Here is a 25,050-nt window from a genome sequence, read left to right as displayed (position 1 = left end):
CATCGACGATATTGAGCACACGGAACTTTTGTTCGGACGCCACCTAGTCGTGAGCAAATAAAAGTTCGAAAAAGAGGGCTCGACACAGCGAAGCGCCGAACCCTCTTGCAATTAGCGAGTAAGTTTAAAACTTGCCGCGCACGGTGATGCCGTAAGTCCGCGGTTCCGCAAGAAAAGCGGAGAACGTTTGTTGCGGAGCCACGAAAGGCGTGTTGAAGGCCACCTGCGTATACCCAACGTCAAACAAATTATTGACCCATCCCTCGATCGCGAAGCGATCCGCAATATTGGTCAGACCCACACGCCCGTTCACTACGACGAAGCTGTCCTGTTCCTTGCCGAAGAGCAGGTCGGAGCCGGTGTTGTAATCACCAGCCATACGAGCGTTCACGAAGACCAGGCCTTCGAGCCCACTGTCGCCGATTGGCGGCGTCCACGTAAGCGACGATGTTGCCACGATCTCTGGTGCATTCGACAGGTTGTCGCCTGGCAGCAAGCGTAGTGCGGGGTCGAGCGGTGCCCCGGTATCGTCCCCGATAAGATTGTCTTCAAAGCTCGTATCAGAATAGGTGACGCCAAGGGTAATATCCAAATCACGAGCGGGCCGTAGATAGGTTTCGATCTCGACACCTTGAGCGATCACACCTGGTGCAACTTCATCGGAAGAGCATGCACCGGTTGTCGCGCTTGCGTCTCTGTCGGCCCCGCCGAGATCGCTATCGCAACTATTGACCGTCTGCACAATGTAGAACGCCCCATTGAACGTGTTCAACTGGAAGTTACTGAACTCTTGCCGGAAGCCTGCAATGCTAACCCCGAACTCGCGTGTCGAGTATTTGAGGCCGATCTCATATGCATCGACTGTTTCTTCATCGAACTGCAGCGCGGCTGCCGAGATATTGGCCGGATCGAACGCAAGCGGATTTGACAGTGCAGACCTGTCGAGGTTGAAACCGCCCGCCTTGTAGCCGCGTGAATACGAACCGTAGACTAGCAGATCGGGAGTTGGCTTCCAGCTCAGGATAGCCGTGCCGGTAAACTCCTCTTCTTCGCGCGAGTCTTCGAGAGAAACTCCATCGAGCTCCGATGTCGAATTGCCTTGGCAGGAAAGGCTGATGATACCACCGGCCAGAGGTGCCAAAGTCGGAACACCCAGAAAGCCTCCGAGCAGATTGCGGTTTGTCGGACAAACCGTGTTGTCGTTGCGGAAAGTTGCGTCGAAGTCCTTGGTTTCGTTTGTATAACGAAGCCCCAGCGTCAAATCGAGCGTATCCGTGATCGCAAAGATATTATGCGTGAAGAACGCGAAGTTCTCACTCGTCTGATTGTAGACCTCGCTGACCGTTCCCAAATCGCTGATGCTTGCAAGGTTGTTGATACCTGCGAGGATCGCCGGGGTTGCAGCGCCGAATGCCGGGCTTCCGGTCAGCGTACCGTCCAATGCCGCCACGTTGGCACCCAGGCAATTGGAAGCCCCCGGATTGACCAAAGCCGGGTTGATCGCGATAGCGATGCGGCACGCTACGAAATTGCCGTACTGGGTGCCGAACCGCAGATTGTCACGCACCTGCAGTTCTTCATTGGCGTAATACGCGCCGATCAACCAATCGAGTTTGCCATCGAAGGCCTCACCGGTAAGGCGCAGTTCCTGAGTGAATGTTTCAAAGTCTCGAGCAAGAGCATTCTCGGTCGGAGCGCGGTAGAGAATATCGACAGTAGTGTAATCGGTGTCAGATCCCTGGCTGTTGGCATATTCACGGTAGCCCGTGATAGACGTCAACGTGACGTTCCCGAAATCCCAATTGATCTCAGCGGAAATACCGTAGTCTTCGGTTTCGCCTTCATAGCTTCTGCCCGGCGTAGGGTACAGGTCGCGGTTGAATGTGTCTTGGGTGAGGGCACGCGGATCCTGCCCAAGCGCAAGCAACACGGGAACGATCGGATTTGCGGTACTCGTCAGGGCGGCCCCATCCGATGGCCTCGTAAAGGGATCAAATCCAGCGCTGATCCGTGCAAGCGGAGCAAACTCGGGCTGGACGAACGTCGCGGCACAGCACGCTTCGTCCTTTTTGGAATAATCCCCGACAAGGCGAATGGACAGGTCGTCATTGGGTTCGAACAGGAGCTGACCGCGGACCAGATAACGATCGCGATTGTTGATCGTCCCGCCGTTGGTAATATCGTTGTAGAAGCCGTCGCGCTCAAAGTAAACGCCGTCCACACGCGCAGCTACGGTGTCGCCAAGCGGAGCGTTTATGCCACCTTCGACGCGGATCGCATCATAGTTGCCATAAGTGAAGGCCCCGTATGCGCTGAAATCGAACTCGGGCGGTGCGGTGTAGATATTGATCAGGCCTGCCGATGAGTTCCGCCCGCCCAGAGTACCTTGGGGACCGCGAAGGATTTCGACCCTGTCGATAGGGCCGAGCTCACTCAGGGCGCTTCCCGAACGAGAGCGATAGACTCCATCGACAAAAACCGCGACCGAACTTTCCAGACCAGGGTTGTCGCCGACCGTGCCGATACCGCGAATACGCGCGGAACCGTTAGCTTCGTTGCCGGTGGAAGACACCAGCAGGGACGGTGCAACCTGGTTCAGCTCACGTATGTCGCTGGCGCCCGAATTCTGGAGGGTTTCTCCGGAAACAGCTGACACGGCGACTGGAACATCCGCCAAGACCTGCGATCGCCCTTGCGCGGTAACAATGATTACGTTTTGGTCTTCGACATCGGCCCCTTCAACCAGATCCGCATCGGGTTCGCCAACATCCTGGGCGAAGGCGGCTGTCGGTGTGAAGGCAAGTGCCGCTGCCAATGCACTAAGGGCGCAATGGTGGCGTGATGGAAATCTTTTCATGTGCCTCTCCTCTAAGAATGTGCCCCATCCTAGGCACTAGTCGATGTTAGAAACGATGCCGATAAGCGCGTTTCATTTCAAGACTTGGTAGATGAATTGACGGATTATTTCACATTGTCGACAAGCATGTGGCAAAAATGCCATGCAGGTCACTACATGCAGGTTTCTAGTAGCCAGAAAGCTTGGAAAATCGGTCCTTTAACCAGCTCGACGAACCGAAGCTCTGCTCCAGCACGCGGGCGCGCTTGAGATAGAAGCCGACGTCGTACTCATCGGTCATGCCGATCCCGCCGTGCAGCTGGATGCCCTCGTTTGCCATGGTGTGCATAACGCGGTTGGCTTCCGTCTTGGCGATGGTCGCCGCGCGCGCCACGCCGAAGCCGGCATCGACGGCTTGCAGGCCCGCCTCGACCGCGCTGCGCATCTGGGCGAGATCGGCGAAGAGGTCCGCCATGCGGTGTTGCAGCGCCTGGAAGCTCGCCAGCACCTGGTTGAACTGCACGCGCTGCTTCAGATAGTCGAGCGTGTCGTCGAACACTTGCTGCGCCATGCCGAGCATTTCGGCTGCGGTGAGCACGCGCGCGCGGTCGAGCACGTCATCGAGCAGGCTGTCGCCGCCATTGGCGAGCTTCTCCGCCGCCGCGCCGTCGAAGGTGACGTCGGCATGGCTGCGCTGGTCGGTCAGCTTGCGGGTGGTGAGCGCGACGCCGTCGCCTTTCTCGACCAGGTAAAGCCCGTCCTTCGCCGCGACGACGAACAGGTCCGCACCATGCGCTTCATGGACGAAGGCCTTGGTGCCGCTCAGCTTGCCGTCGGACACACTGGTCTCGATCTTCGCAGGATCGTGGCTCGGCCCTTCGTCGACGGCGAGGGTGGCGATGGCCTCGCCGCTCGCCAGCCTGGGCAGCCACCTGGCCTTCTGCTCGTCGCTGCCGCCAAGAACGATCGCCGAGGCGGCGACGGTGTTCATCACCAGCGGGCTGGCGGTGAGCGTCTTGCCGAGTTCCTCGACGACGAGGCCCGCGGACAGGAAGCCGAAGTCCGACCCGCCATGCTCTTCGGGGATGATGACCCCGGCCCAGCCCATCTGCGCCATCGTCGCATAGGCGTCGCGGTTGAAGGCTTCGGGCTCGCCGCTGGCGCGGACCTTGCGGAATTCGGTGACCGGGCTTTCGTTGACGGCCCAATCGCGCGCCATGTCGCGCAGCATTTCCTGTGCTTCGTTGAGAACGGCCATTGTCCTTGCTCCCCTCTCTTACTGGTGGTCGAGCATGCCGAGCACGCGCTTGGCAATGATGTTGTTCTGGATTTCGGTCGAGCCGCCATAGATCGTCGTGGCCTTTCCGAAGAGCCACGCGCGCACGGCCCCGAGCTCGCCGTCCGAAAAGCCGTCGCCTTCCCAGCCGAGGCCCTGCAACCCGCGGATTTCGATCAGCAATTCGCTGCGTTCCTGGCTCAGCTTGGTGCCGAGCTTCTTGAGCACAGAGCTGATTTCGGAGACGCCGCCAGCTGCCTTGCTCTCTTCCATCGCGCGGCGCGCGGTGAGCAGGAAGCTGTTCCAGCGGATTTCGAAATCAGCGATCTTGTCGCGCAGCACCGCATCGGCGAGTTCGCCGTCGGCGCCCGTCGGCTGGTACTTCTTGGCGATATCGCCAAGGCTCTGGCCCATGAGTCGGGCGAGGCTGCCGCCGCCCGAGATGTTGGTGCGCTCGTGCTGCAGAAGGCGCTTGCCGATGGTCCAGCCCTGGCCTTCCTCGCCGACGAGGTTTTCCTTCGGGACCTTCACGTCGGTGAAAAAGGTTTCGCAGAACGGGCTGGTCCCGCTGATCATGGTGATCGGGCGGACTTCGACGCCGGGCGTGTCCATGTCGATCAGCATGAAGCTGATGCCCTTGTGCTTGTCGCTCTTGTCGGTTCGTACAATTGCAAAGCACTTGTCGGCCCATTGGCCGCCGCTGGTCCAGGTCTTCTGGCCGTTGACAAGGTAGTGGTCGCCCTTGTCCTCGGCAAAGGTCTGGAGGTTCGCGAGGTCAGAGCCGGCATTGGGTTCCGAATAGCCCTGGCACCAGCGGATTTCGCCGCGGCAGATCGGCGGAATATGCTCCTGCTTCTGTGCCTCGTTGCCGTATTCGAGCAGCGTCGGGCCGAACATCATGACGCCCATGCCGCCGATCGGGTTGTAGGCACCCGCCTTGGCGAATTCCTGGTCGATGATCTTGGCCTGCGCCTTGGTGAGGCCGCCGCCGCCGTATTCCTTCGGCCAGGTGGGGGTGCCCCAGCCGCGCGCGCCCACGGCTTCGCGCCACTTGGTCTGCGCCGGCGTTTCATTGGTGGGGCCGTCCACGCCGGCCAGCGCGTTCGACTGGCCCTTGAGTTCGGCGGGAAAATTGTCCGCCAGAAACTGCTGCACTTCCGCGCGGAAGGCGTCTTCGTCGGTCTGGGTTGCGGGCTCGATTTGTGTGGCCATGGGTGTTTTCTCGAAGAATCAAGGAAAGACAGATAAGAATGTAGGCTACGGGGACGAGGATCCCTCCGTCAGTATTGTTGTTCGGGTAGGTGAAGAACCAATCCATCCAGCATCGGCTTCATCGGAATCTGACAGGCAAGGCGACTGTATTCAGTGGTGCCTTCGGCGAACTGCAAGAGGTCGGCCTCCATTCCATCATGCATAAGCCGACCCACCTTGTCGATCCATTCGGGATCGACATGCACATGACAGGTCGCGCAAGCACATACCCCTCCGCAATCGCCATCGATACCCGGCACGTCATTGTATAGCGCCGCTTCCCTGGCTGTCTCGCCTTCTTCTATTTCGACCTCCCGTCGCTCACCATCGCTAGCCACGAACGTAATTTTGATCATCTTGAACTCCGCATTTCGATCTCGAGAGTCAGCGGGCGCGGAGCCGCACCGGCAGCCTGGTGATTCCGCGGACGAGGTTTGAAAAAAGACGCTCTGGTTCACCCGCAACCTCGACCCGGGAAAAGCGCTTGTGAATTTCTTCCCAGATGATCCGCAGCTGCAGTTCCGCGAGCCGGTTTCCCATGCAGCGGTGAATGCCATAGCCGAATGAGAGGTGATGGCGCGGATTTTTGCGGTCGATGATGAACTGGTCCGCGCGCTCGATAGCACTCTCGTCGCGGTTGCCTGACAGGTACCACATCACCACCTTGTCGCCCTTCTTGATCTGTTTGCCGCCGATCTCCCAATCTTCCAGCGCGGTGCGGCGCATATGAGTGAGGGGGGTCTGCCAACGGATGATTTCCGGAACCATTTTGCTAATGAGCGAAGGATCCGCGTCGAGTTTCGCGTACTCGTCCGGGCTTTGGTTCAAGGCGAGCACGCCGCCGCTGATGGAATTGCGTGTTGTGTCGTTTCCACCGACGATCAGCAGCATAAGATTGCCGAGAAACTCGAGGAACGGCATGTCGCGCGTGGCGGGAGAATGAGCCATCATCGAGATGAGGTCGTTCTTCGGCTCCTCGTTTATCCGTTCGTCCCACAGAGTCTTGAAATACATCGCGCAACCGATGAGTTCTTCGCGCCGCGCCTCGTAGGATTCGACGATCCCGGTTTCAGGTGCCGCAGTTGCTACATCGGACCAGCGCGTCAGCTTGCGCCGCTCCTCCCAAGGGAAATCAAACAAGGTTGCCAGCGTCATCGTCGTCAACTCGATCGCAACCTTATCCACCCAGTCGAAATCTTCGCCAATCGGGAGTTCATCGAGAATCTCTCCCGCGCGCTTGCGGATGATCGGCTCGAGCAGTTGCAGGTTGGACGGAGCCACTGCCGGAGTCACCGCCTTGCGCTGCTGATCGTGCTTGGGCGGGTCCATCGCTATGAACATTTCAAGTTCGAGCGCGCCTTCCACCGAATGCATGTCCTGGATTGCAATTCCGCCTAGCTTCGCTTCCGAAGAGAAGACCTTATGATTGGTGTCCACCGCCATGATGTCGTCGAACTTGGTAATGGACCAGTAAGGGCCGACATAGCTCTCGCGGCAGTAGTGGACAGGTTCTTCGGCGCGCAACCTGTCAAAAAATAGACCGATGGTATCGTTCTGAAACAGGCTTGGCCGGGCCACGTCGATTTCCTCGATCGGAATTGACGCGATCCTCGCCGCGGCATCCGGCTCGGCGATCTGGCTGTCCATAAGAACTATTCCTTCTACATCTCAGGCCTGATCGGCCTTCAGTCATCCTTAAGGGAGACATCTCGTGCAGTCAATAAATCGTATACTCTTTTAGTCCCTTGCAGACACCAATCCCATCGGATAGTGTGCCGATCCAACGAAGGTTCGCTAATATCCTTATACTTTTTATTCGAGAGGTGCGGGTGTGCTGATGAGTGGCGGATGTCAGCGGTGAAGAAGGCCAAGCGTGCCCTTTCTCTTGCGCAAAGCATCGTGCGGGACATCGAGGCGGGTCGCCATAACCCGGGTGACAGGCTTCCGCGCGAGGATGAAATGCTCGCGCGTTACGAGGTTGCGCGCGCAACTTTGCGGGAGGCTTTGCGGTTCCTGGAATTGCAAGGGGTCATCCATCTCCAGCTCGGCCGTGGTGGAGGTCCCGTCGTAGCCCGTCCGCAGACCGGCGATTTTGCAAGCAGTTTGTCATTGATTCTGCATTTCATGGAAGCCGATTTGCGTGGTTTGCTTGAATTGCGCGAAGCAATTGCTCCCGATGTCGCAGGGTATGCAGCCCAGCGTGCAACTACCGCTGATCTCAGCGCGTTGGCAGGGTGTCTGGCGGAATTGAGGCATCATGAAGCCTCTGATCAATTCGAGGAACTTAATCGCAGATTTCACGACTTGTTGGGTTGGGCGAGCGGCAATCCGCTGTTCGGTTTGCTGACCTCTGCGATGCATCTGTTGACCCGCGAGTTTTCCCATTCGCTGGGATATTCGGCACAGGAACGGGCGGTGCAGATGAAGTTTCTGGTGCGGGTGCTCGAGGCAGTGCGGACTGGCGACAGCGCCGCGGCCCGTCAAGCAATGAGCCGGTTGGTGGCCGGCTCTGCCGTCTATCTTTCGGAGCGCAGCCCCGAGCTGGTCTCGCAGCGGGTGCGGTGGGGGCAGCTGTAGAATTTTCAATAGTTTGAGTGTGCGTTTAGGCAAGTGGCTGGAGAGGAAGAATGGCGTTGAAGAGCCGAATATGCGAAATGCTGGGGATCCGGTACCCGATCCTGCTTGCCGGGATGGGCGGAGCGAGCGTTCCGGCGCTGGCGGCTGCGGTTTCGAATGCCGGCGGGCTCGGGGTCCTGGGTGCCGCGGCGTGTTCGCCCGATCAGTTGCGTGACTGGATTCGCCAGACCCGGGAATTGACCGACAAACCTTTCGGTGTCGATACGCTGCTCCCCGCGTCGGTCAGGCGCGGCTCTGCCCCTCAAAGCGGTGCTGCACCCCAAAATCCCATGGATCTGATGGGTGAATATCAGCAGTTCGCGCGCGACTTCATGGATCGTGAAGAGCTTCCGGAGGTCGATGCTGCCGCCGCCATGCGGGCGGCGGGCGCGCCTGAAATGGGCAAGGGCGGCCCGCAGTTGTTCTCGAAGGAATTCTTTGAGGCGCAGATGGAAGTGGTGATCGAGGAAAAGGTGCCGGTTTATGCTGCCGGCCTTGGCAATCCTGAACCGTGGATGGATCGGCTCCATGCCAATGGCACCAAGGTCATGGCGGTGATCGGCAAGGTCAAGCACGCCGAACAGGTCGTCGGGTCGGGCATCGACATGATCGTCGCGCAAGGGCACGATGGCGGAGGTCACAACTCGCCGATCGGGACTATTTCCTTGATTCCCCAGGTGGTCGACGCCGTTGGCGATCGTGTTCCTGTCCTTGGGGCCGGCGGTATCTCGGATGGCCGGGGTGTTGCCGCTGCGATGATGCTGGGGGCAGAGGGCGCGTGGGTCGGCACGGCATTTCTCGCGACCGAGGAAGCGGGCATCGAGCGCTTCCAGAAAGAGGCGATCACCGAAAGCGGCGATGCCGATACGGTCGTTAGTCGATCGCTTACCGGCAAACCGGCGCGCATGATCCGTAACAAATGGGCCGACGCCTGGGTGCAGGCCGGAAAGGAGCCTCTGCCGATGCCCTATCAGTCGATGATCTCCGGCCCGGTCATGGCCTCCGGGATCAAGGCAGAGCGCAAGGATGTCATCCCCGGCTTCGCGGGGCAAGGCATCGGCCTGATCGATTCGATCCGGCCTGCCGCCGAAGTGATGCGCGACCTGGTCGATGGAGCCGAGAAGGCGTTGGCGTCCGCTGGCATCTACAAGTGAAGCGCAGGAGGCAAGAAGATGGCTTACGCCAAAGGTCATGAATTGCGCCGCCCCGTAGAGCCTCTCAGAGCGCTGGGGCAATGAGGCAGTTGATTGCCGACAGGGAGGATACGGCGCAGGTGTTCCGTATCGTCAAGGCATTGTCGGGCAATTCCTATTATCGGAATTTCAATCGCTTCATGAAGTCGAGCGATGGGCGGCGTATCGCTTCCGACCGGGCCGACCTACTTGAAACCTTGTGCGATCGCAAACGCCTTGCGACCTGTGCGTCTGGCACGCTTGGCCGAGCCTACCTCGATTTTGTTTACGGGGAGGGTCTGACAGCAGAAGGTCTGGCGGAAGCCAGCGAGGCCGGAGGTCTGGAGGACCTCGGCGACCCCGATGTTTCCCTCTATCGTCGGCGCCTTCGCGATTCGCATGACCTGTTTCATGTCGTCGCCGGATACGGCAGGGACGCACTGGGCGAATTGTGCGTGCTGTCCTTCGGAAACGCGCAATTCTATAATCACGGGATCGCTTTCATCTTGGGCGTCGGCATTCCCAAGATGAAACTGGAAGCTGCCCAGTTGCCAGTGGCGCGCGCTGCATTTGAAGCGTGGCGCCGGGGCCGGGCTGCAGCCGATCTGACCACCTTCTACTGGGAAGAAAATCTTGATCGTCCGTTGGAGGATGTCCGCCGCGGGTTGCGACTGCGTCCGCCGGAGACCTATCAGAGGGTGCGCGCTCTTTCCGAACAGCTCGAACGCGATTACCAGGCGGTCAGGCAGGCATGAGCTTAAGCGACAAATCGGCCATCACCGGAGTGGGCGAAACCGCTTTCGTGAAAGGCACCGAGAAAACCGCGGTCGACATGATGCTGGAAGCATCGCGCAAAGCCATAGCAGATGCAGGGCTGAAGCCGTCGGATATCGACGGCATGGTTCCTCCGCCGATCTACACCACCTCGGAAGAGATGGCGGCTAACCTCGGTATCGAAGTTCTGCGCTATGCCTCTACGGTCCACATGGGCGGGGCGAGCCCTACCACGGCACTCCAGAACGCCGCGATGGCAATTGCCAGCGGCTTATGCGACCATGTGCTGGTGACGCTCGGGTGGAACGGTTATTCCGCCTTGCGGCCCAAGCCTGGCGCACCGCCGACGCGGCCGATGAACATGAACACCCTGACGAATACGATCCAAGGCTATTACATTCCGTATGGCGTGTTCCTGCCGGTGCAGATGTATGCCTGGCTCGCCACCCGGCACTCCCGAATTTACGATATCGGCCCGGAAGCGATGGCGGCCGTTGCACTGGCGTGCCGTCGCCATGCGCAGATGAATCCGCAGGCCTTCACTTATGGCCGGGAACTGGATGCCGAAACCTACCATTCCGCGCGCTGGATATCCGAACCCTTTCGCCTCTACGATTGCTGTCTGGAGACTGACGGGGCATGCGCAGTCGTGGTTTCGCGAATGGACCGCGCCAGGGACATGCCGCATGTTCCCGTGAGCATCGCCGGTGCGGCTGAAGGGCATCCTTACCCCGCCGACGATATCCCTTCGCGTCCCGACCCCTTCAAGATCGGCCTGAGCTACGCCGCGCCGCGCGCGTTCGAAATGGCGGGGGTCGATCGCGAAGACATGGATTTTCTGCAGATCTACGACTGCTTCACCTACGTGGTTCTCCTGCAGCTGGAGGCCCTGGGCTATTGCGAACCAGGTGGACAGGCAGAGTTCGTCGCGAATGGCCAGATCGAGCTGGGCGGGCGCTATCCCGTCAACACCCATGGCGGCCTGCTGAGCGAGGCCCATGTTTGGGGACTGAACCATGTCGTCGAGGCGGTGCGTCAGTTGCGCCACGATTGTGGGGAGCGGCAGGTCGAAGGCGCCCAGACCGGCCTGGTGACCGGCTGGGGCGATCTGGGTGACGGCAGTATAGCGATTTTGAGGAGGTTTGCGTGAGCGACGAGAAAGATCTGCCGCCCAAGATGCGCCCCTCGGCGCAGGCCGCACCAGCCAAGCCAAAGCCGCGCCCGCAGGATCCGGTGGAGCAGGAATTCTGGAACCGGTGTCAGGACGGCAACCTTTACTTCCAGCAGTGCGAAGGATGCGGCAGTTTTCGGCATTTGCCGCGCTATATGTGCGCCCGATGCGGTTCTCCTGAGTGGTCGTGGGAGCGTAGCACCGGCAATGGCACGCTGTTTTCCTGGACGGTGACCCATCAGGCACTGCATCCCGCCTTCGCCGGCGAGATTCCCTTCATCGCTGCGGTGGTGGAACTGGAGGAGGGAGTGCGCATGGCAACCCGGCTGGTCGATTGCGCGCTCGACGAGCTTGAGCTCGATCTGCCGGTCACGCTGGATTTCGAGCCGATCTCCGAAGATTTTCGCCTGCCAGTATTCCGACCCGTCGCGATCGCGCGCGCAGAAGGATAGACCAAGATGGATCTCGACTACGGACCCCAGTATGACGTGTTTCGCGAGGAAGTGCGCCAGTTCCTGCAAACCCACGGTCACCGCGCACCCGATGGCCAAGGCCGTGCCGCGCGCCCTTCCCCCGAAGCCGTCGAATGGCAACAGCTGTTGATCCTGCATGGTTACACCGCGCGCACGATTCCCAAAGAATACGGCGGATACGGAGCCGAGCCGGACATCCTGAAATCGCGGATCATTGCCGAGGAATTTTCGCGCGCTGGCATCCCCGCAGGCCTTGCGAACCAGGGCATTTCCATGCTCGTTCCCACGCTGCTGGAACTCGGAACCGAAGCCCAGAAACGGCAATGGATCGAGCCGACCCTTAATGGCGAGATAGTCTGGTGTCAGGGATATTCGGAACCTGGAGCGGGATCGGACCTCGCCGCGCTCAAGACCAGCGCCCGCGTCGAAAATGGCGACTTTGTCATCAACGGACAGAAGATCTGGACCAGCACGGCCAAGCAGGCGGACATGATCTTTTGCCTTGTGCGGACCGAACCGGACGCGCCCAAGCACGGCGGCATCTCCTACTTGATCTTCTCGATGGACACACCAGGGATCGAGGTCCGACCACTCAAGACCATGACCGGTCATGCCGAGTTCAATGAAACGTTCTTTACCGACGTGCGGGTTCCCCTGGATCAGATCGTCGGGCAGCGCGGGCAGGGGTGGTACGTGGCCAATGCCACACTGGGCCATGAACGTGGCATGCTGGGCGACCCCGATGCACTGGAAAACCGGCTCCAGGCGCTGGTCAGGCTGATGCAAAAAGAACGCATCGGCCAGGGTTGCGCAATGGACAACGCCGTTCTGCGTGACCGGCTGGTTGCATTGCAAGCCGAAGTCGCGGCGATGAAATTCAACGGCATGCGCATCCTGTCGAACAGCCTTAGGGGGGATGCCGGCGGCATGGCGAAACTTGTCGTGAAGCTGCAGAGCTGTGAGCTCGCCCATCAGATTTCCGCGCTCGCGATCGACGCAATGGGCGAGATGGGCATACTCTATCACGGAAGCGAGCGCGAGCGCGAAGACGGTGCCTGGCAGTGGAACTACATGTTCCAGCTTGGTCTGATCATCGGTGGAGGCACCGCCCAGATCCAGAAGAACATCATCGCCGAACGCGGGCTGGAAATGCCGCGCGAACCCAAGTTCGCAACGCCTCCCGCGGCCGAACAGGCGACGGCCGTTGCAAGCGGGCAGAATAAGGGAGCCGCCTGATGGATTTCGGACTTTCGCAAGACCAGGAGATGCTCTGCGACGCGATCAGCCGCACTCTTGCTGATACTTGTCCGCTCGATCATGTGCGCGAATGCGCGGAGGGCTCGGTTCCCTTCAGCGACAACGTGCGTTCGGCGCTGGGCGAAATCGGCATTTGGGGAATGATGGTTCCCGAGCAACATGACGGGCTCGGGATGACAATGCTCGATGCCGCCGTTGTGGCCGAGCAGCTCGGCTATGCCGTCGCGCCGGTGCCTTTTATCGGTGCCCATGTACTGGCACCCCTTGCGCTGGCACAGGGCGGTAGCGAGGAGTTGAAGGCGCACTGGCTGCCGAGGATAGCGAAGGGCGAGGCGCAAATCGCCGTCGCGATCGCGGAAACGGTGGAGATCCGGGACCGGGCAGGCGTGGACTTCGACGGCGCAAAGCTCGACGGAACGGCTTTGTTCGCGCTCGACTTCCTGGAAGCCGACGCGTTTCTGGTAGCCGATACCGCCGGTCGTATGCACTCCGTAGCTGGCGATGCTGCGGGTCTGGAGAAGGTTGCTCTCAAAACGATCGACCGCACCCGGAGCGTAGGGGAGCTGCGGTTTTCTGGCGTAGCGGGCGAGGCTCTCGCGGACGATGGTGGGGCCACAGTCAGGCGCCTGCGGGACGCCGGCCGGGTGCTCCTGGCCGCCGATAGCCTCGGTGCGGGCCAGGCTATGATCGAAAAAGCGGTCGACTATGCCGGGCAGCGCGAACAGTTCGGACGAGTGATCGGCAGCTTCCAGGCGGTCAAGCATATGTGCGCGGAAATGGCTGCCCGCCATGAACCATGCCGTTCGCTGGTCTGGTATGCCGCCCATGCGTTCGATGCGACGCCCGACGAGGCTTCGCTGGTGGCATGCCATGCCAAATCACATACGGGCGAAGTCCACCGTTTTGTCGCCCGAACCTCAACCGAGGTGCATGGGGGGATGGGTTTTACCGATCTCCTAGGTCTGCATTTCTGGTTCAAGCGAATCGGTTTCGACCGCCAGGTTCTGGGCGGTCCCGAAGCGGTCCGGGCCGAAGCAGCGGCCTTGCAGGGGTGGACGCAGGTCGCATGAGACGATGAATTAGGCGCACGCTACCGACAAAATCGTGGCCACCAAGGAGAGAGGAATTAATACGTGATCGACTGGAACCTTGGCGACATCCTTGATGCAATCGAGCCTGCGGTCCCAGAAGATGCTCCGGCGCTGATTCACGGCGACCGGATCATTAGCTGGCCCGAAATGTCGAAGCGTTCGAACAATTTGGCGCGCAATCTGCGCGCGCAAGGTGCAGGCGACGGGGCGAAGATAGCCTTCTACATGCGCAACCGTCCCGAATACGGGGAATTGATGGCCGCGTGCTTCAAGGGCCGCCTCACGCACGTGAACATCAATTATCGTTACCGTCCCGAGGAGGTTTTCTACATCTTCGACGATTCCGATAGCGAGGTAATTGTTTACAGTTCCGAGTTCCGCGACTGCATTCTTGAACTGAAGGAACGGTTGACCAAGGTTCATACATTTGTAGAAATCGGCGATGCTTCGCAGATCGCTTCCTTCGCGCTTCCTTACGAAAAACTTGTAGAAGGTAACGGCGCGCCTCTCGATATCGAGCGTTCCCCCGATGACCTGCTGTTCATATATACAGGCGGTACCACCGGCATGCCCAAGGGCGTGATGTGGCGACACGATGATATGCGCAAGGCTCAGCTCGACGCGCAAAAGCTGCTGGGTCCGGTTCCCCAGACCATGGAGGAAATGGTGGCCCTGGTGAAGCAGGGCGAGCTTGCGCGCATCACTTTGCCGGCGTGCCCGCTGATGCATGGAACCGGGTTCATTACTGCTATCGGCACGCTCATGTCGGGCGGGGCCATCGTCACGCTGTCCGATCCATCCTTCGACGCCGAAGAATTGTGGGATGCAGTGGACCAGCACAAGGTGCAGAGCATCGCCATTGTCGGTGACGCTTTTGCCAAACCCATGCTGCAGGCGCTGGACGCCCACCCGAAGCGCTGGGACACGAGCAGCCTGATTTCGATCATCTCGTCCGGCGTCATGTGGAGTAAACAGGTAAAGGCGGGCCTGTGCAAACATATCCCCCAGGTCATCCTCATGGACAGTTTTGGCGCTTCGGAAGGGCTGGGCTACGGCTTGTCGGTGACGACCGCACAGGGCGGCACCAACACCGCGAAATTCGGGATCGGGGAATTTTGCGACGTATTCGACGAGAACGACCGGAAGGTCGAGGCGGGGAGCGGCGTGCCCGGCTTTATTGCCCGCAAGGGCGCAATCCCCACAGGATACTACAAGGACCCGGAAAAGTCGGCCAAGACTTTCAGGACGATCGATGGCGTGCGTTACTCCATCCCGGGCGACTGGTGCCGGGTGGAATCCGATGGAAGCCTGACCTTGCTGGGCCGCGGCAGCGTCTGCATCAACACCGCAGGTGAAAAGGTTTACCCCGAGGAGGTGGAGGAAGTGCTCAAAACCCATCCCGCCATTGCCGACGCGCTTGTCGTCGGGGTGCCTGACGAAAAATGGGGCGAAGCGGTGACCGCTGTGGTGCATTTGACCCAGGATGCGGACTTCGACGCGCAAGCGATCAAGGATCACGTGCGCCAGCAACTGGCAGGTTACAAAACGCCCAAGGCGATTTGCCCAACGCAAACCGCCTTGCGCGCGTCAAACGGCAAGGCGGATTATACTACGGCCAAAGACATCGCGAAAGCGGGTGCCGGGGCCTCGTGAGCCATTCGCCCCTTCCTGACTATGATGTCGTAATCGTCGGGGCCGGGTTCAGCGGAATATACCTGCTATACAAGCTGCGTCAGGCGGGGTTCGATGTTCTGCTGGTAGACGCAGCGGAGCAGCCGGGCGGAATCTGGTACTGGAACCGCTATCCGGGAGCACGGGTCGATTCCCAGGTTCCACTTTACGAATTTTCCATTGCGGAAGTATGGAAAAGCTGGACGTGGAGCGAACGATTTCCAGGCTGGGAAGAACTGCGCGCCTATTTCCTCCACGTCTGCGATACGCTCGACCTCTGGCCGGCAATGCGAATGAAAACACGGGTCGAAAGCGCGCCGTTCGATGAAGACACCGCCTGCTGGCGATTGAAGCTCGACGATGGCGGAAAAGTAAGCGCGCGTTTCCTCTTGCCGGCCCTGGGGTTCGCCTCGAAACCCTACATTCCCGATATCCCGGGCCTTAGCGATTTCGAAGGCGAATGGTGCCATACCGCCCGCTGGCCGCAGGAAGGCATCGACCTTTCCGGCCGCCGGATCGCCCTGATCGGCACGGGTGCCAGCGGCGTACAGGTGGCGCAGGAGGCGGCAAGCTGCGCGGAGCAGCTGACGCTTTTTCAGCGAACCCCGATTCTCGCCCTTCCCATGCGGCAGGAAAAACTGGACGCAGATCGTCAGCTTCGCGAAAAATCCGAATATCCCGCTGTCTTCCAGAAAAGGCTTACGACAAGTGGCGGTTTCGAATGCCAATCGCTGGACATTTCGGCCCTGGCTGTGACCGAGGAAGAGCGGACTACGCATTTCGAGGATTTGTGGCAGCGAGGAGGGTTGCGCTTCTGGTATCATAATTTCGCTGACATACTGACGAACGAGGACGCCAATCGCCACGCCTACGAGTTCTGGCGTGACAAGGTGCGCGAGCGGATCTGCGACCCGACCATTGCCGAGAAGCTCGCTCCCGATGAGCCGCCACATCCCTTCGGGACCAAGCGACCATCGCTCGAACAGAATTATTACGAGATCTTCGCACAAGACAATGTGACGCTGGTCGATCTGAACGACACCGCGATCACTCGCGTCACCGAGGCCGGGATAGAAACAGCCACTGGCATGATCCCGTGCGATCTCATTGTCTTCGCGACCGGCTTCGATGCCGGTCGTGGCGGGCTCATCGACATGAACATCACCGGCCGCGGAAGGCTGGCGCTGGCAGAAGCATGGAAGAGTGAGATCAAAGCCTATCTGGGCATGGCTGTCGCCCAATTTCCGAACATGCTGTTCGCCTACGGACCGCTCAGCCCTTCAGGCTTTTCCAACGGTCCGACAAGCGCCGAAATCCAGGGTGACTGGATCTGCGATTTCCTGATCTGGCTGCGCGATAACAGGATCGGCCTTTTCGAAGCCGATGCGCTGGCCCAGCGAAGCTGGACCGATATGGTCGCCCAAGTAGGGTCGATGACGCTCTTCCCCAAGGCTGAATCGTGGTACATGGGCGCCAATATTCCCGGCAAACCCCGACAACTGATCAATTTCCCCAGCGTATCTGGTTACGCCGATCTATGCCACGATGTCGCACGGCACGATTATCGTGGTTTTATCAGGAATACACTATCCGGTATGGAGACTGCGCCGAAATGAATGAAATGAAACCAATCCACGACGGGTCAACAGATATTGATCCCGTATGGGCCGGCGACGGGGCGGATATACCCGAATGGTTCGCCTGGGCGCTGAGCGTGCCCCGTGAGGAAGGCTTCGTAGAGGTTGGTGGCGCGCGGGTGCATTATCTTCGCTGGGGCAGGCGTGACCGGCCCAAATTGCTCATGACTCACGGTTTTCTCGCCCATGCCCGCTGCTTTGCCTTCATCGCACCGTACCTTGCCGAAGACTACGACGTGGTGGCGTTCGATCTGGCCGGTATGGGCGATAGCGAGATGCGCGGCGTGGCCGATATAGCTGCGCGGGGAAAGGAATTTGTCGAGATCAGCGAAGCGCTCGATTTGTTTGCAGATGGAAGCAGACCGACGATCATCGCCCATAGTTTCGGCTCGGGTGCAGCGCTGACCGCCGTTTCCCAATCGCCGGATGCCTTCGCCGGCGTTATTGTCTGCGATCTCATGGTGATGCGGCCCGAAAAGCTGGAGAAATACTGGACCATGGGCAGATCGAGCCCCGGGTCGGGTAATCCTGACAAACCGGTGCGACGCTACCCCACCTACGAAGCGGCGCGCGAGAGGTATATCCTGTCGCCGCCGCAGGCAGTTGGTGAGCCGTTCCTGATGGATTACATGGCCTATCACTCTCTCCGCCGCGATGGCGAGGAGTGGACATGGAAGTTTTCTCCCGAAGTGTTCCGGCGCAGCAACAAGCCCGACGAATGGCTGACAGTAGGCCAGAGGCTGGTCGATGCGCCCGGGCGCAAAGCGATTGTGTACGGCGAGAAAAGTCAGCTCTTTGATCGCGATTCCGCCCGCTATATCCGGGAACTGGGAGGGGGAAAGATACCAATTGTTGCAGTGCCCGATGCACGCCATCATCTCATGCTGGATCAGCCGCTCGCGTTCGTCGCTGCGCTACGGGCGGTACTGGCCTTTTGGAGCCTCTGAGATCCCCCATACTAAGAGGCTGGTTCCTGGTCAGAGGCCAGCGAGATGGGGGCAAAGGGCGTCCATATTCATCTTGTACTATATCCGAACTATTGTCGCCGTCGGCACGGCGAACGCTTCGTTGGTCTCGATGCCAGCTGGGGCAAAAGCTTTATCGGGAGCAACTCGCTTAGCACGCCAACCATTGCTGATCTTTAGCAAACGTTCACTCCGCGTGCGATCTGGATCGTGGCCCATGGGGTCAAAAGATAAGGCGCTTTACTAATATCACGCGGATGTATATGCCCATGGACGGGGATTGGGCTAATTCTCTCCCTCTCCTCTCCACAGACTAAGGGGCGACCCTCGAGGTCGCCCCATTTTGCAGTAAGCGGCGGAGCCAATTATCGTCGCACTGAAGAGATGGGAAGGGATGCTATATGACACTGAGAGCGATGGTGCTCGCCACTTCGGCCATCTTGGCTTGGCCGCAGATGGCTTTAGCGCAGGATTCCACAACTGATGAGGCGGAACCCCAAGGATCCGTAATCATCGTGACGGCCCAACGCCAATCTCAAAGTCTGCAAGAGGTGCCGATCGCGGTCAGTGCCTTCGATGCTACGGCTCTCGAAAGCCAGCAGATCGAGAACGCTGCTGACCTTCAATTGACGCTCCCGAACGTCTCATTTTCGAAGGGCAACTTCACCGGGTCGTCCTTCACCATCCGTGGTATCGGCGATCTTTGTGTTGGTGTGACGTGTGACGCAGCGACGGCTATCCATATCAATGGTTCCCCTCTTTTTGGTACCCGGCTGTTCGAAACAGAATATTTTGACCTTGAGCGAATTGAGGTCCTACGGGGGCCGCAGGGCACCCTCTTCGGCCGCAACGCTACCTCGGGTGTTGTCAACCTTGTGACAGCCAAGCCTGACCTCGGTTCTTTCGGCGCGGCCGGAGAGTTCGAGTATGGGAATTACAACAGCATCAAGGCCGAAGGGATGGTCAATGTCCCGATCGGCGATTCTATCGGCGTTCGGGTAGCCGGATTCTTTCTGAATCGCGACGGTTACACCACAAACCTTTTCGACAATTCGGATGTCGACGACCGAGACATGTACGCTGTTCGTGGTTCTCTTCGTTTTGAACCCGGTGCCGATACCACTCTCGACTTCATGGCATATTATTTCAGGGAAGATGACACCCGTTTACGTAATCAAAAGCAGGCCTGCCAGCGTGACCCGCTCGGCGTGCTGGGTTGTCTGAACAATCGCCGCGACTTTGACATCACCAATGCCAATTCCACAGTCGGCGCAACGCTCAGTTCGCAAGAGTTCTTCGCTATTCAGGGAATTCCCTCAGTACTGGGATTGGGAAGCCTGTACGGCCCCGATGCATTTGCAGGATTCGATAAGCCCGACGATGTGCGCACGGTAAACACGGCGTATACTCCATTCTATTTTGCCGATGAAGTGCAGCTACAGGCCCGTCTCGAGCAGCGCATCGGAGCTATGACACTGACTGCAACCGGTCTTTATCAGGACACCGAAGTCGATTCCCGGCAGGACTACTTTCTGGGCATTCAGGATCGTACCGGCTTTGCTACGGCCTTGAACGTGTTGTCCGGCTTCGCGGCCAACGGTTTGCCTACCGGCCTCCCCGCACCTGCACCGGCGTTCGTGCCAGGTTCGTCGGCGTATTTTACCCCGATTGTGGAGGCTCTCATCCCCAATGGCCCAGGGGGCTTATTGTGCACCTCCGATAACGATGATGGGAACAGGGGCGCGTTCGAAGGTAATGTATTGTGCGGCGAAACGCCGCTATCCTTCGACAGGTCTTCAGAGCAACGCGAATCCTGGAGCGGCGAAATCCTCCTTTCCAGTGATTTCGACGGAGCATTCAATTTCCTGCTCGGAGGGATCTATGCAAAGTCCAAGACTACCGACAACAGTTACTATGTAAACTCATTCGCGCTTGACTACGCCAGTGCCATTCTGGGATCGTTTGGTACTTTGGCAGGCGGTGCACCGCCATCCTACTTCGCAACATCCATGTACCGCAACAATTCTCTCGAGGCTAATCTTGAGAGCTTCGGTGTGTTCGGGGAGATCTACGTCGACCTGACCGAGCGTCTGACCTTCACCGGAGGTTTGCGGTATAACGACGACAAGAAAGACGTGACTGCGCGCACGACCTTGATTAGCTTCCTCAATCCTTACGCGAATGACGGGGAGCCGTTCGACAGCCCGATCACTCCCTTAACCGGTCCCTCTGGTCTTTTTGATGCCGATCCTGGTACGCCAGGTGAGCAGCTGACGCAATTTAGAGAAGTAGGTTTCGATGAAATAACCGGGCGTGCGGTGCTCGACTACGAAGTTACGCCTGACAATTCGATTTACGCATCTTATGCCAGGGGCTATAAATCCGGGGGTATCAACCCGCCCCTTTCGCCCGTTTTCGATGTGGCTGAAAGCTTCGGATCAGAAACCATCGACGCATTTGAAATCGGATCGAAAAATACCTTTGCGAATGGCGCACTGCAATTAAACGCTACTGCATTCTACTATAAGTATAGCGGGTTGCAGCTTAGCCGCATCGTCGCCCGTACCTCAGTTAATGATACTATCGATGCCGATATCTGGGGTGTGGAACTAGAGTCCGTTATCCGGCCCGATCCCGATTGGCTTGTCAACTTGACGTTCAGTTATCTCAACGCGGAAGTTGCCGGCGACCAGTTCTTCTCCAATCCGCGCGACCCGGGTGGCGGCGATCCTGATGCCGTCATCATCAAGGATATCAGCAACGGTGCTAATTGTGCCGTAACCGGGCCAGCCCCCGGCGTGGCCGACGCATTCGTCGCCGGAGTGAACGCAGCTCTGGGTCTTCGTGGTCCCGAAGAATTTCCTAATGACGGCAATCTTGCGTCAAGCGGCGCATTCAGCATTTGCGATGTCTTGGCCGGAGCCGTTCCGGCGGGCAGCGGCCTTGCGGTATTAAGCCCTGGCGTAGAGGTCAACATAAAAGGGAACAAGTTGCCGCAGGCCCCCGAAATGAAGGTTTCGATGGGTGTGCAGTACACCGCCACTTTCGACAATGGCATGACTCTGGTTCCTCGCGTGGACGTAGCGCTGACTGGTGAGCAATACGGCAATATCTTTAACGGCAGGGTCAACCGGATCGAGCCATTCGTGCAAGCCAACGCGATCGTGCAGTTGAACAGTGCGGATGAGCGTTGGTTCGTGCGCGGATTTGTTCAGAACATTTTCGACAGCAGCTCGGTGACAGGATTGTACTTGACCGACGCATCCTCGGGGAATTTTACCAATATCTACACTTTGGATCCTCGTAGATATGGTGTTGCTTTGGGGTTCAGTTTCTAACAGGTCCAGATCGTGTTGGCGGGGAGATCGGTGGTCCTCCCAACGACCCGAAAGGACAGTGCCAGCTAGTTCGTATTTCGACCCATGACTTTATAGCTTTTCCAGAGCGGCGTAATGCTCGATGACCGCCTCGTAAGCCTACCGACGAGGCGGTCATCGAACCGGCCAAATGCGAGCTGCACTCGAAATGCCTGTACGATCGCTCGTTGATGTCGCTACGAGATGCTCGCGGAAAGCTTAAGGCCTTACATAGAAACGACAATGAAGAGTCACCGAATAGTGCAATCGGGATATCCGATGGTGATACTGGCAAACGCACTCTGCGAAAGGCGGAAACATGCTGACCCCTATGATCCAAGATTGGGTCGCAGTGCACGAGGTGCTGACGCGTTAGGAAAAGTTGGAAGGGGCTGCGGGGCAGACTTCTGAGAAAACTTATCCTAACTCTGTTCAGGTTTCATAACTGATTTTCGATCGACCGGAGCTGGCTCAACCGACGTGCGATTGTCGCGAGACAATTCGACCCATCCCAACCCAAGCGACTTCTGGATCGCGATCCAGCCATTTGTCATGGCGGCGATCGCCCGATCGAGATTTGCTCTGGCCTGTTCGCGCTGGCGGATCGAAGTGTTGAGTTCGCCCTGCGATATAACCCCCGCTGCGCGACGTAGCTCGTTAAGCTCCGCAGCTGTGTCGGCCTGTCGACTGATTTGCGCCAGCGCGGCTACGTTGGCTCGTTGCTGCCCGAACCGGGCAAGCGATTGTTCGGCATCGCGCAGTGCGCCGAGGACCACTTCAACATAGCGTGCTTCGGCCTCGTCGCGCGCACTCTCGGCCTGCTCGATCGATGCTGCCGTGCGGCTGAAATCAAGCAGGTTCCACTGTAGCCTCGGCAAGGCGATCGCTGACAGATTGCCGAGATCAAAGATGTCATCCGGCTGCGATCCGCCCAAACCGAGTATGCCCATGAATGAAAGCTTGGGGAAGCGAGCGGCCTCCGCCACTCCGATGCGCGCATTCGCCGCCGCGAGCGTTCGTTCCGCGGCACGAACATCCGGCCGCCGCGCTATCAGCGCGGCGGGATCACCCACCGCGACCCGTTCGGGGGGAAGTGGGATTTCGGCCTGAGCCGCCAGGAGCCCGTCGAGTGCGCCGGGCGCTTCGCCCGTAAGCACCGCGAGCGTGTCCTTGAACACATCGATGTCCGCTTGCGCTTCCGCGATCTGCGAGTTGAGCAATTCGAACCGGCGTTCGCGTTGCCGACCGGGAATAGCGCGAGAGCGCCCTGCGTATAGCGCTGATAGGTCAATTCGAGAGTTTGCTGCTGCAACTCACGCTCGCGCTGGACGAGCTCGAGCCGCCCCTGCGCTTCCCGCAGGCTCACATAAGCCCGCGCGACTTCAGCGGCGAGCTGAACTTTCGCATCCTCGGCGTTCGCCACCGAGGCCGCAGCCTGAGCGTTGACCGTCTCGACACGCCGTGCCTGCCCCCCTGCGAAATCGATCTCCCAGTTTGCATTGAGCCCGACGTTGTAAACGCTGAGGCTGTCCTGCTCTTCGGTGTCTGCAGGAGCGGCGGGCGATCCGCGGGCGGGCCGCTGCCGATATCCAGACCTGGAATCTTCGCCTGGATCGCAGTCGCCTGCGCAGCCACGGCGGGCAGCCGGTTGGCGCGCTCCTGGCGGACGGAAGCCCTTGCCTGTTCGATGCGAGCGCGCGCCGCGGCCACGCCCGGATTGCCGGCCAGCGCGCGTGCTTCCAGATCATTGAGGACCGGATCGCCGAGAAGCGTCCACCAGTCGCCGGCAATCGGCGCTGACGGATCGATTTCGGGGCCGGCCCGTACGAACGCGTCGCTTGCGGCGTTCGCAAGTTGCGGGGGACCGGCATAGTCGGGACCGGACATGCAACCCGTGAGAAGCGCCATGGGAGCGAGGAGAGTTAGGGTCTTGCGCATAGAGTTCTCAGTGCATCGAAAGGGATACGTTCTTCGGGAGAGGCTTGAGGAACAGTACCAGCGGCACGGTGGCCAGGGTAATCGCGCCCATGGCGAAAAACACATCGTTGTAGGTCATTACGAACGCATCGCGCTGAATGATGCCAGAAAGCATCTCCAGCGCGGCCTGTGGGCTGCCCAGCGACGCCGTCATGCCGCCCAGGTATTCCTGTAGCCGGGGGCTGTTGGCGTTGAGGGTTTCTTCCATGCGCCGACTATGATGCCACAGGCGCTGATCCTGGAACGAGGCAAGCCCCGCGAGCGCGAACGAACCGCCGAGGTTTCGCGCAGCGTTGAAAATCCCGGAAGCATCGCCGGCATCCTCCTTGGCAACCGAAGCTACCGTCGCCTGATTGAGGAACATCATCGTGAGGATCATGCCGATGCCTCGCAGGAATTGGCTTTCGGTGAACACTCCACCTCCCGATGCCGCTGTCAGATTGATGCTGACGAAGCAGCTTAGCGCCATGATGAACATGCCCACGCCGACCGCAATCCGGATGTGAGTCCTTCGTATCATGAAGGGCAGCACAGGCATCAGCAGGAAGGCCGGAACACCCATCCAGAAGATTACAAACCCAGTCTGCAAGGCATTGTAGTCGGAGATTATCGCAAGGAATTGCGGGATCACGTAGGTCGAGCCATACATGACCATGCCGAGTGCCAGCGCCATGACCACGACGCTGGCAAACTGCCTGCTGAGCATCAGGCGCAATTTGAGCACTGGCTTGCGCGCATACAGCTGTCCGTAAGTCAGAAGCGCGAAGCCGACGATCGTCATCAACGTGAGCTGCACGATCAGGGTGGATTCGAACCATTCCTCGCGGTGACCCTCTTCCAGAACGACGGTCAGCCCCCCCAGACCAAGGATCATGCCTACGATGCCTGCCCAGTCCGCCTCGCGCAGATAGACCCAGTCAGGTTTTTCGTGGGGCAGCCCGATGAAGAGCAGAGCCAGGAGCAAGGCGCAGACGGGCACGTTGACGAAGAAGGCGTAGTGCCAGCTAAGGTTCTCCGTAAGCCAGCCCCCGACGAGCGGCCCCATGACCGGACCAAGGACCACCGTCATCCCGAACAGGGCCATTCCGATGGGTTGCTGCGATGGAGGCAGCCGCTTCGCCACGATGGTCATGGCGGTTGGAATCAGCGCGCCTCCCATGAATCCTTGACCGGTGCGGCCGATGATCATGGTCGTCAAATCGGTGGCAATGCCGCACAACACCGAAAAGGCCGTAAATGCGGAAACGGCGACGATGAGCAGAGTTCGAAGGCCGAGCAGTCTTTCCAGCCATGCACTCAGAGGGATGATGATGATTTCGGCTACAAGGAAAGCTGTCGCAATCCACGTGCCCTCGGTTCCGGTCGCGCCGATTTCTCCCTGTATCGTCGGCAGCGCGGAATTGACGATCGAGATGTCGAGCGTTGCCAGCATCGCGCCGAGTGCACCGGCGGCTACGGCGATCCAGGCCGTGGCATCGGCCTTCTCGACCGGCGGAGCAACCGCAGCAGAGGCACCTGCCATCGGTC

General features: G+C 59.2%; 18 protein-coding genes and 2 pseudogenes. 11 read left to right on the top strand and 9 right to left on the bottom strand.

The annotated features are described in order from the left end of the window. Positions 1–124: 124 nt before the first annotated feature. The 5 genes from E2E27_RS04780 to E2E27_RS04760 form a co-directional block, all read right to left on the bottom strand. A complete protein-coding gene (locus E2E27_RS04780; RefSeq protein ID WP_141457925.1) occupies positions 125–2,857 on the bottom strand; it encodes a TonB-dependent receptor in 2,733 nt (910 codons plus the stop codon). 166 nt (positions 2,858–3,023) lie between these two features. Beyond that, on the bottom strand, positions 3,024–4,094 hold the full coding sequence (locus E2E27_RS04775; RefSeq protein ID WP_141457924.1) for an acyl-CoA dehydrogenase family protein: 1,071 nt from the start codon (positions 4,092–4,094) through the stop codon (positions 3,024–3,026). Between the two features lie 18 nt (positions 4,095–4,112). After that, the gene (locus E2E27_RS04770; protein WP_006834192.1) at positions 4,113–5,324 is read right to left on the bottom strand and encodes an acyl-CoA dehydrogenase family protein; all 1,212 of its coding nucleotides are present in this window, start codon (positions 5,322–5,324) and stop codon (positions 4,113–4,115) included. A gap of 68 nt (positions 5,325–5,392) precedes the next feature. Beyond that, positions 5,393–5,719 carry a 2Fe-2S iron-sulfur cluster-binding protein gene (locus tag E2E27_RS04765; RefSeq protein ID WP_006834191.1) on the bottom strand — a complete coding sequence of 109 codons (327 nt, stop codon included), beginning with the start codon at positions 5,717–5,719 and terminating at the stop codon, positions 5,393–5,395. A gap of 28 nt (positions 5,720–5,747) precedes the next feature. Beyond that, positions 5,748–7,010: a cytochrome P450 gene (locus E2E27_RS04760; protein WP_141457923.1), complete on the bottom strand. Its 1,263-nt coding sequence runs from the start codon at positions 7,008–7,010 to the stop codon at positions 5,748–5,750. A gap of 201 nt (positions 7,011–7,211) precedes the next feature. Between E2E27_RS04760 and E2E27_RS04755 the strand changes: the two genes are divergently transcribed. The 11 genes from E2E27_RS04755 to E2E27_RS04705 all read left to right on the top strand — a co-directional run bounded on the left by E2E27_RS04755 (position 7,212) and on the right by E2E27_RS04705 (position 21,528). After that, positions 7,212–7,940 carry a FadR/GntR family transcriptional regulator gene (locus E2E27_RS04755; RefSeq protein WP_006834189.1) on the top strand — a complete coding sequence of 243 codons (729 nt, stop codon included), beginning with the start codon at positions 7,212–7,214 and terminating at the stop codon, positions 7,938–7,940. 50 nt (positions 7,941–7,990) lie between these two features. Beyond that, positions 7,991–9,133, top strand: a complete 1,143-nt coding sequence (locus E2E27_RS04750) for an NAD(P)H-dependent flavin oxidoreductase (RefSeq protein WP_006834188.1) — start codon at positions 7,991–7,993, stop codon at positions 9,131–9,133. Positions 9,134–9,213: 80 nt separating this feature from the next. Next, complete coding sequence (locus tag E2E27_RS04745) at positions 9,214–9,906, top strand: Coq4 family protein (protein WP_050599564.1); 693 nt, start codon at positions 9,214–9,216, stop codon at positions 9,904–9,906. Continuing rightward, entirely contained in the window at positions 9,903–11,075 is a 1,173-nt protein-coding gene (locus E2E27_RS04740; RefSeq protein WP_050599565.1) for a thiolase C-terminal domain-containing protein, read from the top strand. Before E2E27_RS04745 ends, E2E27_RS04740 begins: the two co-directional genes overlap by 4 nt. Continuing rightward, positions 11,072–11,548 (top strand): Zn-ribbon domain-containing OB-fold protein, encoded by a 477-nt coding sequence (locus E2E27_RS04735; RefSeq protein WP_006834185.1) that lies wholly within the window; start codon positions 11,072–11,074, stop codon positions 11,546–11,548. The genes E2E27_RS04740 and E2E27_RS04735 overlap by 4 nt, the downstream gene beginning before the upstream one ends. Positions 11,549–11,554: 6 nt before the next feature. After that, positions 11,555–12,805, top strand: coding sequence for an acyl-CoA dehydrogenase family protein (locus tag E2E27_RS04730; RefSeq protein WP_067463598.1), 1,251 nt, complete (start codon positions 11,555–11,557; stop codon positions 12,803–12,805). After that, on the top strand, positions 12,805–13,896 hold the full coding sequence (locus E2E27_RS04725) for an acyl-CoA dehydrogenase family protein (RefSeq protein WP_141457922.1): 1,092 nt from the start codon (positions 12,805–12,807) through the stop codon (positions 13,894–13,896). Before E2E27_RS04730 ends, E2E27_RS04725 begins: the two co-directional genes overlap by 1 nt. 63 nt (positions 13,897–13,959) lie before the next feature. Continuing rightward, positions 13,960–15,570, top strand: a complete 1,611-nt coding sequence (locus E2E27_RS04720; RefSeq protein WP_050599568.1) for an acyl-CoA synthetase — start codon at positions 13,960–13,962, stop codon at positions 15,568–15,570. Beyond that, positions 15,567–17,204, top strand: a complete 1,638-nt coding sequence (locus E2E27_RS04715) for a flavin-containing monooxygenase (protein WP_050599569.1) — start codon at positions 15,567–15,569, stop codon at positions 17,202–17,204. The genes E2E27_RS04720 and E2E27_RS04715 overlap by 4 nt, the downstream gene beginning before the upstream one ends. Further along, positions 17,201–18,172 carry an alpha/beta fold hydrolase gene (locus E2E27_RS04710; RefSeq protein WP_050599570.1) on the top strand — a complete coding sequence of 324 codons (972 nt, stop codon included), beginning with the start codon at positions 17,201–17,203 and terminating at the stop codon, positions 18,170–18,172. The genes E2E27_RS04715 and E2E27_RS04710 overlap by 4 nt, the downstream gene beginning before the upstream one ends. A 419-nt stretch (positions 18,173–18,591) precedes the next feature. After that, entirely contained in the window at positions 18,592–21,528 is a 2,937-nt protein-coding gene (locus E2E27_RS04705; protein ID WP_050599571.1) for a TonB-dependent receptor, read from the top strand. A 440-nt stretch (positions 21,529–21,968) separates the two neighbouring features. Here the strand turns inward: E2E27_RS04705 and E2E27_RS18990 are convergent, their stop codons facing one another. The 4 genes and pseudogenes from E2E27_RS18990 to E2E27_RS04695 form a co-directional block, all read right to left on the bottom strand. Further along, positions 21,969–22,766, bottom strand: coding sequence for a TolC family protein (locus tag E2E27_RS18990; RefSeq protein ID WP_234036188.1), 798 nt, complete (start codon positions 22,764–22,766; stop codon positions 21,969–21,971). Positions 22,767–22,837: 71 nt separating this feature from the next. Then, a pseudogene (locus E2E27_RS19170) lies at positions 22,838–23,053 on the bottom strand (TolC family protein); the annotation flags it as partial. Positions 23,054–23,217: 164 nt separating this feature from the next. Next, positions 23,218–23,433: pseudogene (locus E2E27_RS19165) on the bottom strand (efflux transporter outer membrane subunit); the annotation flags it as partial. Between the two features lie 58 nt (positions 23,434–23,491). Then, positions 23,492–25,045: a DHA2 family efflux MFS transporter permease subunit gene (locus E2E27_RS04695; protein WP_141457910.1), complete on the bottom strand. Its 1,554-nt coding sequence runs from the start codon at positions 25,043–25,045 to the stop codon at positions 23,492–23,494. Positions 25,046–25,050: the final 5 nt, after the last annotated feature.

Origin of the sequence: Porphyrobacter sp. YT40 (genome assembly GCF_006542605.1) — a bacterium.
Taxonomy (GTDB): Bacteria; Pseudomonadota; Alphaproteobacteria; order Sphingomonadales; family Sphingomonadaceae; genus Erythrobacter.
Note: the sequence above shows the minus strand (reverse complement) of the source record. Positions and strands in the feature narration are given on the sequence as shown.

Bases quoted from the DNA above. Each gene is read 5' to 3' on its own strand.
- E2E27_RS04765 (WP_006834191.1), bottom strand. From the start codon at position 5,719: ATGATCAAAATTACGTTCGTGGCTAGCGATGGTGAGCGACGGGAGGTC.
- E2E27_RS04770 (WP_006834192.1), bottom strand. From the start codon at position 5,324: ATGGCCACACAAATCGAGCCCGCAACCCAGACCGACGAAGACGCCTTC.
- E2E27_RS04760 (WP_141457923.1), bottom strand. From the start codon at position 7,010: ATGGACAGCCAGATCGCCGAGCCGGATGCCGCGGCGAGGATCGCGTCA.
- E2E27_RS04740 (WP_050599565.1), top strand. From the start codon at position 9,903: ATGAGCTTAAGCGACAAATCGGCCATCACCGGAGTGGGCGAAACCGCT.
- E2E27_RS04695 (WP_141457910.1), bottom strand. From the start codon at position 25,045: ATGGCAGGTGCCTCTGCTGCGGTTGCTCCGCCGGTCGAGAAGGCCGAT.
- E2E27_RS04725 (WP_141457922.1), top strand. From the start codon at position 12,805: ATGGATTTCGGACTTTCGCAAGACCAGGAGATGCTCTGCGACGCGATC.
- E2E27_RS04780 (WP_141457925.1), bottom strand. From the start codon at position 2,857: ATGAAAAGATTTCCATCACGCCACCATTGCGCCCTTAGTGCATTGGCA.
- E2E27_RS04750 (WP_006834188.1), top strand. From the start codon at position 7,991: ATGGCGTTGAAGAGCCGAATATGCGAAATGCTGGGGATCCGGTACCCG.
- E2E27_RS04775 (WP_141457924.1), bottom strand. From the start codon at position 4,094: ATGGCCGTTCTCAACGAAGCACAGGAAATGCTGCGCGACATGGCGCGC.
- E2E27_RS04755 (WP_006834189.1), top strand. From the start codon at position 7,212: ATGTCAGCGGTGAAGAAGGCCAAGCGTGCCCTTTCTCTTGCGCAAAGC.
- E2E27_RS04730 (WP_067463598.1), top strand. From the start codon at position 11,555: ATGGATCTCGACTACGGACCCCAGTATGACGTGTTTCGCGAGGAAGTG.
- E2E27_RS04705 (WP_050599571.1), top strand. From the start codon at position 18,592: ATGACACTGAGAGCGATGGTGCTCGCCACTTCGGCCATCTTGGCTTGG.
- E2E27_RS04745 (WP_050599564.1), top strand. From the start codon at position 9,214: ATGAGGCAGTTGATTGCCGACAGGGAGGATACGGCGCAGGTGTTCCGT.
- E2E27_RS04710 (WP_050599570.1), top strand. From the start codon at position 17,201: ATGAATGAAATGAAACCAATCCACGACGGGTCAACAGATATTGATCCC.